The organism is Bacillus sp. FJAT-28004 (assembly GCF_001280845.1).
Lineage (GTDB): Bacteria > Bacillota > Bacilli > Paenibacillales > Paenibacillaceae > Pristimantibacillus.
Map to the genome: position 1 here is coordinate 4131118 of NZ_LGHP01000001.1, position 12861 is coordinate 4143978.

10 protein-coding genes are annotated in these 12861 nt (G+C 42.0%); all 10 read left to right on the forward strand.

The window, feature by feature from the left end; all coding sequences use genetic code 11:
* Positions 1–2: 2 nt before the first annotated feature.
* The 10 genes from AC787_RS18000 to AC787_RS18045 all read left to right on the forward strand — a co-directional run bounded on the left by AC787_RS18000 (position 3) and on the right by AC787_RS18045 (position 12721).
* On the forward strand, positions 3–1535 hold the full coding sequence (locus AC787_RS18000; protein ID WP_082361000.1) for a spore germination protein: 1533 nt from the start codon (positions 3–5) through the stop codon (positions 1533–1535).
* Complete coding sequence (locus AC787_RS18005) at positions 1532–2629, forward strand: GerAB/ArcD/ProY family transporter (protein ID WP_054026043.1); 1098 nt, start codon at positions 1532–1534, stop codon at positions 2627–2629. The genes AC787_RS18000 and AC787_RS18005 overlap by 4 nt, the downstream gene beginning before the upstream one ends.
* Positions 2629–3741: a Ger(x)C family spore germination protein gene (locus AC787_RS18010; protein WP_054026044.1), complete on the forward strand. Its 1113-nt coding sequence runs from the start codon at positions 2629–2631 to the stop codon at positions 3739–3741. The genes AC787_RS18005 and AC787_RS18010 overlap by 1 nt, the downstream gene beginning before the upstream one ends.
* A gap of 224 nt (positions 3742–3965) precedes the next feature.
* On the forward strand, positions 3966–5063 hold the full coding sequence (locus tag AC787_RS18015; RefSeq protein ID WP_054026045.1) for a LytTR family transcriptional regulator DNA-binding domain-containing protein: 1098 nt from the start codon (positions 3966–3968) through the stop codon (positions 5061–5063).
* 174 nt (positions 5064–5237) lie between these two features.
* On the forward strand, positions 5238–6086 hold the full coding sequence (locus AC787_RS18020) for an ABC transporter ATP-binding protein (protein ID WP_054027124.1): 849 nt from the start codon (positions 5238–5240) through the stop codon (positions 6084–6086).
* Positions 6083–6793 carry an ABC transporter permease gene (locus AC787_RS18025; RefSeq protein ID WP_054026046.1) on the forward strand — a complete coding sequence of 237 codons (711 nt, stop codon included), beginning with the start codon at positions 6083–6085 and terminating at the stop codon, positions 6791–6793. The genes AC787_RS18020 and AC787_RS18025 overlap by 4 nt, the downstream gene beginning before the upstream one ends.
* Before the next feature lie 203 nt (positions 6794–6996).
* Complete coding sequence (locus AC787_RS18030; protein ID WP_054026047.1) at positions 6997–8622, forward strand: response regulator; 1626 nt, start codon at positions 6997–6999, stop codon at positions 8620–8622.
* Position 8623: 1 nt separating this feature from the next.
* A complete protein-coding gene (locus AC787_RS18035; protein ID WP_054026048.1) occupies positions 8624–10408 on the forward strand; it encodes a sensor histidine kinase in 1785 nt (594 codons plus the stop codon).
* 13 nt (positions 10409–10421) lie between these two features.
* A complete protein-coding gene (locus AC787_RS18040; protein WP_054026049.1) occupies positions 10422–11408 on the forward strand; it encodes a substrate-binding domain-containing protein in 987 nt (328 codons plus the stop codon).
* Between the two features lie 29 nt (positions 11409–11437).
* Entirely contained in the window at positions 11438–12721 is a 1284-nt protein-coding gene (locus AC787_RS18045) for an extracellular solute-binding protein (RefSeq protein WP_082360824.1), read from the forward strand.
* The last annotated feature ends 140 nt before the right edge of the window (positions 12722–12861 follow it).

Below are 12861 nucleotides of genomic sequence, written 5' to 3' on the forward strand. Positions count from 1 at the left end.
TAATGAAATTTTTTAGAGGGAACCGCAAATCGAAGTATCGGATACCCAATCATAGTGCTTCAACTCTGCAAGATCCTCCGCTTAGTAATGTAATGTCAGCTAACATCGAATACCTTAAACAATTGTTTACGTTAACACCAGATTTAATCATAAGACAGATCCAAACGGATCAGGAAGGTAACTCTACGACACTTGTATATCTGGAGGGCTTAGTAAATAAGGAATATATACATAATAATATTTTGCATGAATTAATTAATGGTTCTCCTGAACAATATAATCGCTTACCCGAAGTAAGTGTAGGAAAGATTCGTATCGAATGGTCTTGGGATGAAATAGAAAATGCTATTTTGCAAGGGAATAGTGTGCTTTTTGTTGAAGGACAGCCCAAAGTCTACGTTTATGATACGAAAGGTTGGCCGCAAAGAGCAGTCGAAGACTCTCGAATAGAAGCATCCCTTCGTGGGGCACATCAAAGCTTCGTAGAAACGGGGAGCCAGAACATTGCTTTGATACGCAGGTATATTCCCAATCGTGAATTGAAGATCAAGGAGCTGAGTGTAGGGCAACGCGGAAAAATAAAGCTATCCATTATGTACTTGGCTGATGTGGCTAATCCGGAGCTGCTCAAAGAGCTCGAAAAGCGAATAAATCTTATAGATATTGATGCCATTATGAATACAGGCGAGTTAGCTGAATTCATTGAGGATAATCCGTTTTCGCCATTCCCGCAGGTTATTTTGACGGAGAAACCGGATACAACCGCATCACATATTCTCCAAGGAAGATTTGCCGTTGTCGTGGATCGATCGCCCACTGTGTTGATTGCTCCCGTAAATTTTATTACCTTCTTTCAAAGCGTTGATGATTACAATAGCCGCTGGTTGATTGCTTCCTTTATTCGACTTCTTCGCTTCTTTGCTTTATTTATTGCATTGTTTTTACCCTCTGCTTATATCGCGTTTATTTCATTTAATTACGAGGTCATTCCGGTACAGCTCATTCTATCGATTGCGGAAACAAGATCACGGGTGCCATTCCCGCCTATTATAGAAGCTATTGTGATGGAAATCGTACTTGAAATGATGAGAGAAGCAGGAATTCGTCTGCCCGCAATGATCGGTCAAACGATTGGTATTGTTGGAGGCATCATTATTGGGCAGGCGGCTGTTCAGGCAGGAATTGTAAGCAATTTCATGGTCATCGTCGTATCCACTACTGCAATAGCCTCGTTTATCATTCCGAACTATGATATGGGGGCTTCAATTAGGCTGCTAAGGTTCCCGATGATGATACTGGCTTCGATGTTTGGCATAGTGGGAATTGTCACTGGAGCGATGATATTAGTTGTGCATTTCGTTTCTTTGGAATCGCTGGGAACTCCCTACGGAAGCCCGTTAGCTCCGTGGAGATATGTTGAAATGAAGGATGTTTTTGTTCGTTTTCCTATATGGTCTATGCTCAAGCGACCCAAAAGCACGATGCCCTCACAATCCATCAGACAGAAAAATCATCGGGAGGATGAGGATTCTTGAAGAAACATGGGCTAAACCAAATTACATTCATGCAGTTTATTTTTATCATTCAAGGGTGTCAGGTGGGAACTGGGGTGTTTTCTCTCCCCAGAGACCTTGCTGAGAAAGCAGGGACCGATGGATGGATATCACTCATCCTTGGATATTGCATAAACTTGATTGCAAGCATTATTATCGTAAAGGTTTTAGAGAAATACCCTGATGACACCATTTTTGATTTGTTGATACGTCTTTTTGGCAAGTTTGTGGGAAAGGCAATGGCCCTTCCTATTATTTTGTATTTCGCTTTTTTCGTCTGGACGATATTGACATTAACGATGCTATTTATCAAGCATTGGTTTTTGCAAATAACCCCGGATTATATTGTTGTTTGTTTACTCATTGCTCCTGGATTTCTTATGGTTGGAAAAGGCCTACATGTTTTGGGGAGATACTCCGAGCTTGTTTTTTATATGACGGTTTGGATGTTTTTTCTTTTACTGTTTTCTCTGAAAGACGCGCAATGGATTCATCTCCTTCCCATTATAAAGGAAGGTTGGAGGCCTATTTTTAATGGGGTAGAGTCATCGATTTTCTCATTTCTCGGTTTTGAGATTGTGTTGGTGTTATATCCTTTTTTGAAAAAAAAGCATTTGGCTGTTCGCGGAATCGTCATAGCCAATTCGATTACTTTATTTATTTATTTAGGCGTTACCTTGATTTGCTTCGCCTACTTTAGTCCTGACGGGATTACAGACTATAATCAGCCCCTATTTAATTTATTGAAGATGATTGAATTTCATTTTTTAGAGCGTTTTGACATGATTTTTTTGGCTCTCTATTTGTTTGTTATTTCAACGGCGTGGCTTCCTTACATGTTCGGAGCAGCCTTTGGCGCTAATTTCCTATTTGGTACAAAAAACACGGCTCCATACGGTGCTGTTATTCTATTGTCGTGCGTTGTGCTCACTGTTTTTATACACCCTTCATGGAATGAGACGGGTCAATGGTCGACATTCATAAGTAAAGTAGGAATATGGTTCGTATATGTGTGTCCTTTCTTCCTTTACCTATATGTCCGTATCTATAATCGATTTCAACGGAGTGATAGCTAGTGAGAGTCATTTACTTTTTTGGTCTACTGTTATCACTGTCTGTTCTTTCGGGGTGCGCGGATCGGATCGACATTGAAGATATTTCACTCGGTCTGATGATTGGAATCGATCTAGATGAGGATGAAAATCTTGTTGTTACTTCATCTAGCCCGGTGTTTGATAAGGAAGCGAAAGACAAGGAAGAGAACACAATCGTTAAGGCTGTTACGATTAGGGAATCGGTCGAACAATTGGATGCTACAATCACTGCATTGACAAGAAGAGGCAAGGTTCAAGTGATTCTCATTGGTAAACGTGTTGTGCAGCATAAACGCTGGTTCAGAGTTATGGACACAATGTACAGGGATGGAAAGAATACAACCGTGTCTAGGGCCATCTTGGTAGATGGACCCGTTTCAGAAATCGCTATGTCTGTACCTAAAGATAAGCCCCGTCTTCCTCTGTATTTATTGAAACTGGTCGATACCGCACATGAGCGCAATATTACAGTTAAAACGACACTTCAAGAGCTTCATCGTCAATTTACAGAAAAAGGGACAACTCCCTTTATGACAGAGATGAAAAAAGATGGTCTAATAAAAGTAACGGGAACGGCACTTTTGGATCATATGGGTAAATATAAATTAACCTTGGATATTAACGAAACAAAATTATTGAAAATTTTGCAGGATGAAAAGGGTGGCGTATTTTCATTTACGCTCAAGCTTCCTCAGCAGCCGGACGAGGGCTTGTCTCAAGAGAATAAAGCAAGTTTTTACCCTACGTTTATACATGTGAAGACGAAAACTAGTTATATAGATAATCATTTTAAATTTAATATTAGGGTGAAGATGGGTATTGTTATGACAGAGCGTCTTTTTACTTTTGATGTCGAGAAGAATGCCCCCGAGCTAGAAAAACAAATAGAAGAAGAGCTTCAAAAACAAGCGCAACACTTAATTAAGAAAACGCAAGGAGCCAAAATTGATCCTATTGGATACGGTTTACATGCAAGAGCCTATGAATACGAGCATTGGAAGGAGGTCAAGGAGAACTGGGGTGAAGCATTTTCTAAGGCGGAAGTAAATGTTAAAATGAAAATTAAAATTCAAGCAATGGGCTCGAACAGATGATGATGGTTGAAGATTTGGATGCCGCTAGCAGCAGTTCCCGCTTAATAAGCTCACAACGGAAAGAGGTTGTGGGCTTTTTTGTTGATTAGAGAACCGAGTCAATGTAGAGTTGGGTATCGGTATTTGCAAAAGGGTAAAATACCCAATTTCTGCATTCAGCATAGCAATGGGGTCATGTATAATAGATAAGTTCAATATAAATTATAGATAAACTAGGTGATAATGTGGCTGTTTTGGAAATTAAAGAGTTGGAAAGATATACGGAGAATATCCTCGTATTTCCCGCTTTTCATATAGAAATTGCTCGACATGATGTGGTTGCACTCTATTCGAGCATGAATGTGCGCAATACGCTATTAGCGATGCTGACAGGAAAACTGCCGGTCTCAAGCGGAGAAATTCAAGTAAATAAAGAAGCCTATGCGAGCAATAAGAAAGCATATCTGTCGCAGCTTGGGCTGTTGCTGTTAGAAGACGGGTTTTACGAGCGGCTTTCGGTAAAAGAAAACTTTAGTTTTTTCAAAAAGTTGTATGGGTCAGACCTAGTAGTCGATGAGGTTATTCGCAGCGTTAAGCTCGATATGAAAGCAAATATGCGCATAACGAAGCTAAACCTGTCAGAGAAAAGACGAGTTCAATTTGCCCGCTTATTGTTTCAAGATCCGGCGTTGTTTGTATTTGAAGAGCCGGATCAGAACATAGACAATGAAACGAAATTGGTTTTTCAAAAAATGGTTCGAGTACTCGGGGAGAGCGGTAAAGCTATTCTCGTTCTCACCGGAAATATGGAAACGGTGCTTAGTGTGACCAGCCGTGTTTATCGTCTGGATGAGAAGGGACTAAAAGCGTTTGATGTTCAAGATACGGAGAATGCAGAGAAACCGTTGCCTTCTGATGATGCTGATCATAATGAAGAACAATCTAAAGAAGCAAGTGATGACGAACGTGAAGAAGAAGAAGAAGAGCCTATCGTTCAGCTCGTTAGATTCGAGAAAATTCCGACACGAATGAATGACAAAATTATTTTATTTAATCCTCCGGAGATTGATTATATCGAAAGCAGTGAAGGACAAACCAATCTCTTTATTAAGGGTGAGATATATCCAACGTCTTTCAAAATTAACGAGCTAGAAGAAAGATTACAGACGTATGGTTTCTTCCGTTGTCATCGTTCGTACATCGTTAATCTGCAGAAGGTAAGAGAGGTAATAACCTTCACTCGCAATAGTTATAGCTTGGTACTTGATGATCATTTAAAGACAAACGTTCCTTTGTCAAAAACAAAAATGGCTGAGTTAAAGGAAATGATGGGACTCAAATAAGCGCGATTCGCTGAATTGGATGCTCCAAACAACGTTAATATTGCGCTATTCAGCTCCAAATAAGCACCATTCACCCCTTTATATGCTCCATTCGATGGGATTATAATGCGCCGCTGCTGGATCTGTCCTAAGATGAAGGCAGAACAGCAAACGAAAGCGGAGGTTGAAAGCGGAATGGAAAATATAATTGAAGTGACTTCATTAGAGAAATCATTTTCGAATTCAAGGGCATTAAAGGACGTTTCCTTTAACGTGAGGAAAGGTGAAATTTTCGGATTTCTTGGTCCGAGCGGATCGGGCAAAACGACTACGATAAAAATATTAACCGCGCAGTTAAAACAGACATCAGGGAACGCATACGTGTTCGGAGTACCTGCAAGTCAATTGCAGCAAGCGAAGTATCGTCAAAAAATGGCGGTGCTTACAGACAACACATCATTGTATGGCCGCTTATCCATCTATGATAATTTGAAGCTGTACTGTGACTTATATGATGTACCTGTCAGCCGAATTCAAGAGGTGCTCCAAATGGTTAATTTGGAGCAGGAGAGCAAAAAAGTAGTATCGAAGCTATCCAAGGGTATGACCCAAAGAGTAGTATTGGCAAGAGCTTTTCTACATGAGCCGGAGCTGCTGTTTCTAGATGAGCCGACCTCGGCACTGGACCCTGTAAACACCAAACATATTTATGAAGGCTTACTGAAGCTGAGAGCGAAGGGCTCGACTATTTTCTTGACGACACATGATATGGCCGAGGCTGAAACATTATGTGATCGCGTTGCTTTTCTGAATAACGGCACGATTCAATTGCTTGATGCGCCGAAGAAGCTGCGTGAGCTGCATAGTGATGACACGATTACTATAGAGTTGACCGATGGTGCTACCGTTGTCGTACCTAAGGGCGCTAAGGGAGCACAGCAGGTGTTTGAATATATGAGCGCGAACCGAGTGAAGACGATTCATTCTAATTATCCGACACTTGGCGATATTTTCGTAGAAGTAACAGGGAGGAAACTATCATGACATTTTCAATGAAGCGTGTACTGGCTATTTTGCAGAAAGACTATAAAGACGTATCCCGAAATTTGTATGTTACTTCAACCATATTCATGCCGTTACTTTTAGCTGCATTTTACGGAAACATGGGTGATATGACAATTTATACGCAATATATGATCATTAATATGACGTTTATTATGGTAGGAGCCTATGTTCAATCGGCATTAGTCGCAGAAGAGAAAGAAAAAAACACGCTGCGTGGACTTACGCTGTCACCTGCTAGTATTTATGAGATCTTTTTAGGGAAAAGTTTGTTAAGCATGATTGCGACCGGGGCTGTATTGCTTGGATCGATCTACTTGCTTGGGTATAGTCCTGCTAACACGCTCGTTATCGGTATTGCACTATTATTATCCTTGGTTTTTTATGTAGGGGTAGGCACATTTGTCGGATTGCTGACAAAGTCGGTTATGGAGGCTTCGGTTGCTATTTTGCCGCTAGTAGTTGTTTTTACTTGGGGAACTTCTCTCTCCATGTTTGCTGATGCGTTTCCGTTATTGTCCATCGTCTCCTATTTGCCAAATGCGCAGCTTGTAGAGTTGGCAAACGAAGTGGAAAAGGGTGTAGGCTTCGCGGATGTTTGGCCTTACTTAGCCGTTATTGCGCTATGGATTGTTGGTATCTACTTATTGTGTGCATATTTTTACAAGAAACGTATGGTCGATGCTTAGAAGCTATTGATGATATGTACAACAGCAAACACAACCCGGTCGCATGCGGCCGGGTATTTCTGCATGAGGCTAAATGTAAAAACAAGTAGAAGGATAGAAATGTAAATTCGAATCGAATAATTGTAAGTAAACGAATTCTCATGCATAATTGGTTTATATTGTTATAGCGCTTATATTTATTTTTACAGACTGGAGAGGCTTCGATGTATAAAGTAATTATTGTCGATGATGAAGCGGTTGTCCGAATCGGATTAAAAAATACAATCAATTGGAATGAGCATGGCTTCGAATTGATTGGTGATTACGCTAACGGTCGAGAGGCGTGGGATGCAGTAGAACTCGATCGGCCGGAGCTCGTTATTTCAGACATCAGTATGCCATTTATGGACGGATTAGAGTTGGCTGGTTTAATTTCCGCACAATTTCCTTATATAAAAATGATTATATTAACGGGCTATGACGAATTTGAATATGCGCAGCAGGCTATTCGGCTTAAAATTTCTGATTTCATTCTGAAACCGATTACAGCGCAAGAAATACGACAGCTGCTTGACCGGATTAAAGCAGAGATGGATGAAGAGAAGCAGCGCCGTGAAGATCTCGGCAGACTAAACAATCAGCTGGAGCACAGTCTACCACTGCTTAAGGAGAGATTTCTTGAGCGTTTAGTAGCGGTTGGCCTAGGGAAAGTGGAAATCGCAGAACGATTTGCGTATTTCAACCTTCCTCCGATCTCACCGCTATATTTGGTCATGGTCGTAGACATCGACGATTTCGGCGACCGAGAGCTGCCTTCCTATGAACATGACGTCGAGTTTTTGCGATTTGCAGCTTACGATATTTTTAAAGAGACGCTGGATCGAGAGCATGTGCTTACCTTCCGTACAAGGGAGGAGAGGATGGTTGCGATTATTTTTGGCGATGACAATGAGAGCCTCTTATATGAGCAAGGATTTTCGCTTGCTGAGGAGGTTCGCTATCATATTGAGAAATATTTGAAGTTTACCGTGACAATAGGAATTGGCAGAACATGCATACTTGCTGAACAGCTGCCGTTATCCTACAAGAGTGCTTTGTCTGTACTAGACTATCGTTTTCTGCTAGGCAAAAATAGGGTGCTAAGTATTATCGATATAGAAGGAAAACCTTCCGGTTATATGCCGCTGAGCCAAGACCTCGATCGCAAGCTGGCTGCCGCTGTCAAAACAGGCGCCATTCAAGAAGCCTACCAATTGATTGAACAAGGGGTAGCTGAGCTAAAGACTTCGCTCGTTCCCGTAGAAGCATGCATGCTGCAAATGCAAAAGGTTGTTTTATCGCTCATGAACTCCATACAGGAGCTAGCCATTCACGAGCAGGAGCCTTCCTACGATCAACAAATGAAGCTGATGAACGTGTTCAAATTCAAGACGCTTGATGAGGTAGAAATTTGGCTAAAAGATATGGTAAGCTCCGTCATTTCTACTATAGCAGATAATCGTAATTATTTGACAAACATGCAAATCCACCGTGCAGTAGCGTACATCGATACAAACTATGCGAATGAAAAGATGTCATTGCAGGACTTATGCCGTCATGTGCTCATGAGTTCAAGCTATTTCAGCCTCGTGTTCAAGCAGCATACAGGAGAGACATTTATTGAATATTTAACTGGTGTAAGAGTCGCTAAGGCGAAGGAGCTGCTTCATCATTCAGCATTGAAGCTGTATGAAATTGCGGAGCAAGTCGGGTATAAGGACCCGAATTATTTCAGCATTTTATTTAAGAAGCATACAGGCATCACGCCGAAGGATTACCGAGAGAAACAAATAAAGGGGAGCGGAGCCTAACATGCTCAAAGATCGGTTCTTTCCTTTATTTCCGCTGAAAAGCATTCAATCGAATATATCTTTGGCTTTTTCCATGCTGATTTTGGCTGCCATTGTATTAACAAGCCTAGTAAGCTATCAGGTTTCCGTAGCGGCAGTAGAGCGAAATTCGAAGGGCTACATTGAGGAAATTATTAAGCAGGTCAATTTAAACATTCAATCGTATGTCGACAACATGGAAAATATATCACTGCTCGCTTTAACGAATAAGGACGTCAAGTATTACATATCGGACAACAACTTCATCAGCGCAGAGAACCGTCGCACATACGAGAAGCAAATTTCCGACTTGTTCCAGGCGATTTTGTATACGCGCAAGGACATCGCCTCGATCATGGTATTTGGATACATTGGGCGATTTGTTTCTGACCGAAGAATTACTACCTTAAACCCCAATACGACGCTGGAGGATCAAGCATGGTATCAGCTGGCAAAAGCAGCAGGTGGCAGATCCGTCGTTTCTGCTCCTCATGTGCAAAACCTAATCGAGAACGAATACCGCTGGGTCGTTTCTCTGAGTCGAGAGCTTAAGAGCACAGATGGGATTAAGGCGGATGGCGTGCTTCTTGTTGATCTCAACTTAAGTGTCATTAATGATATTTGCGAAAACATCAACCTCGGCAAAAAAGGTTATCTCTTCATCGTGGATAACGAGGGTCATATCGTCTATCATCCGCAGCAACAGCTCATCGACAGTAAACTGCGTACGGAGCGAATTGCAGAAGTTCTGCGGGCTCCAAGTGGTCACTCCTTTGTAGCGAATGAGAGTGGAGATAAACGTATCTATTCCGTGCAGGATACGAACTTCGGATGGAGAATTGCCGGGGTTGCCTATTCTGATGATTTGATTGCGAGCAAAGAAGGGCTGCGTAATTCCATTATCTTTTATTCCTTATGCGGTTTAGCTATTTCCTTGCTTATTTCCGTAGGATTGTCACATCGCTTATCCAAGCCTATTAAAGTATTGCAATCCGATATGAAGCAAGTGGAGAAAGGAAACTTCAATATTCAGACGGAAATTGGTCAAATGAATGAAATTGGTCAGCTGGGACGATCTTTTAATTTAATGGTCAGCAGAACCAAGTTTCTGATGGAGGAAACGATTCTAAATCAGGAAAACAAGCGAAAGAGCGAGCTGCTGCTGCTTCAATCGCAAATCAATCCCCATTTTCTATACAATACGCTCGATTCGATTGTGTGGATGGCCGAGCAGAAGCAGCATGAGGAGGTCGTTCTTATGACATCCGCTTTAGCTAAGCTGTTCCGAGCAAGCATTACGAAGGAAAAAGAGCTGGTACCGATTCGAGTGGAAATTGAACATATTACGAACTACTTGCTTATACAGAAAATGCGCTATAACGATGAGCTCAATTATGTCATCGATATGGATGAATCAATTCTAGGCTATAAAACGTTAAAAATATTGCTTCAGCCATTTGTTGAAAATGCGATCTATCATGGCATACGGAACATGTACGGCATGGATGATGGATTAATTACGATACGCGGAAGGCAGGCAGGCGATCAAATTATATTTGAGGTAGAGGATAACGGACAAGGGATGTCACAGGAGCAGCTGGGGAAACTTCTCTACAGCAATAAGGATGATAACGGCAATCAAGGCATCGGTATACGCAACGTAAACGAGCGAATCAAGCTGTATTTTGGGCATGAGTATGGCATCCAAATTCGCAGCGAAATTGAAGAGGGTACCTGTATTACGATCGTAATACCGAAACTCGATTAAGGGGAGCAAAATAATGCGAAAGCATCGATTTACGCTGTGGCTAGTCCTGGCAATTGCGATGATTGCCATCTATTTTGTATTCAACTTTAATCTGCTTTTTGGCGTTAACCATGAGGAGAAAAATGTTACGGTTATTTTGAAGTCCTTAAATATTCGTCTTGATTTCTGGCAGGCCGTAAATCAGGGAGCAGAAGCAGCAGCCAAGGAAACAGGATTGAACTTGAGCGTAGAAGGTCCGCTTGTAGAAGGCGACTCCAATGCTCAGATTCAAATTTTGGAGGATGCCATTGCGCGAAAACCGCAAGCCATTGTTATTGATACGGTGATGGATCATCGAATGCCCGCCATACTTGCCAAAGCACGTGCAGCAGGCATCAAGCTGGTCATTATTAATCATTCCCCGAATATGAAGCCTACTCCCATCATTGTCTCTAGTGACCATAGGGAAGCAGGACGATTAGCGGGGCAAACCTCCATTGAAGAAACGGACGGTGATCCGAATATTGCCGTTATTAGCGATCATGCTAATTCGATCATTTCTCAAGAGAGGCTGGAGGGCATGCAGCTTGCATTGAAGGGCTACAAAGACAGCGCAATGGAAACCTATTATGCAGATGATTCCGAGGATCAGGCCTATGAAATTGCTAAGCGGCTGCTTAGGAGTGATTCCCGCGTCAATACGTTTATTACGCTCAATCAATCTGCTTCGCAGGGTGTTGCAAAGTTATTAAAAGAGTATAACAAGACGGGCACCATTAATCTCATTGGATTTGATAGCACAAGTGATGAAGTCCAATTGCTGGAATCCGGCATGATGACAGCTTCGATTGTGCAGAAGCCATTTAATATGGGCTATCTTGGCGTGAAAGCGGCGCTAAAGCTAATTAATGGAGAAAAAATCGATCTCATTACTTACGTTGAATCCAATGTCATTACGAAAGATAATATGTACACAACGGAGAATCAGAAGCTGCTGTTCCCATTCATTACTAATAAGTAGATCCCTATTCGGAAGGATAATATAACCCTATGCAGCAAAAATGGTATGGAGTAAAACCTCCTATGGTGGCTGTCAGCCTCTTGTTAACCACGCTTATTTTCTCTTCATGTATGAATGCGAGTCCAGAACCAGTTGCCACTCCCAAGGAGGAGCGGGCATTAATCCGGTTTGTCGCCTCTGAATACAGCACGGAAACGAAGCCGCTGCTTGAGAAACTTGTGAAAGAGTTTGAGAGGAAGAACCCTTTAATCGATGTGGAGCTGCAAGTAGCCAACTGGGATATACTCGATGGAATCTATACGACGATGATTAGCAAGAATCAGCCTCCCGATCTTTTGAATACAAATGTGTATGCCCATTATGCCAAGGATGGCTTGCTAAATAATATGGATGATATTATATCGCCTGAACTAGCGAATAGGCTGTATCCGAATTTAGTAGACATGGATCAGATAGACGGTGTACAATACGCCATTCCATACGTGGCCACTACACGGAATTTATACTATAACAAGGATTTGTTCCGAAAAGCGGGCATTGCTGCTCCTCCAACAACATGGTCGGAGCTGGAACAGGCCGCTATTAAAATTAAAGCGCTTGGAGCAGCGGACGGATTCGGTATTGACCTATCGGACAATGAGACGCAGGCAACTTTGTCTTATATCTTTTTTGGCTCGGGCGGTGATTGGATTAAAGATGGGAAATGGGCGATTAATTCACCGGCCAATGTTGAAGGGTTATCCTTTTTTAAAGAGCTGTTTGATAAAGGCTTGACTGAACCTGAACCAAATAGTACGACTCGCGACGAGAAGCAGCGTATCATGGGCGGGGGCCAGCTCGCTATGATGATATCCGGTAATTATTTCTCGGCCGTCGTCCCCAACGAGTTTCCGGAGCTGCAATGGGGAAAGGGTCCGATTCCAGTAAAGGATGGTACACCGCCTATTACGTTTGGAGTGCATGATCTGCTTGTCTCCTTCAAAACCGATCATACAAACCAAGAAGCATTGTCCAAGTTTCTCGACTTCCTATATGAAGATCGTGCTTATGAAGAAATGATTAAACGCGAAGGTTTTCTTCCCGTTACGACGACAGTAGGCACCCGGTTATCTGAGAAGAGCGAAGAGACCAAAAGTGATTTAGAAGCGTTAAGCAAAGCGAGATTTTATCCGGCGAAGGAGCCTTCCTGGCAAGCTGTACTCGATTATACCCGTAAGCTGGGAGAAGCCGTTCTGTATGAGCAAATGACTCCGAAAGCGGCATTAGACGAACTGCAGTCTTTTGCCGAAAGTAAAAGTAATCAACAAAATTGACCAACATTGATGTTTTAGATCAAATAATGGGCTTTGCATGCTCGAAACAGAAGATAATAAAGAATATATGGAAGATATTCAATAGAGATTATAGCCCTCCCAATTTATGATGAAATTACACGATGGAGCTGCAATAGGAG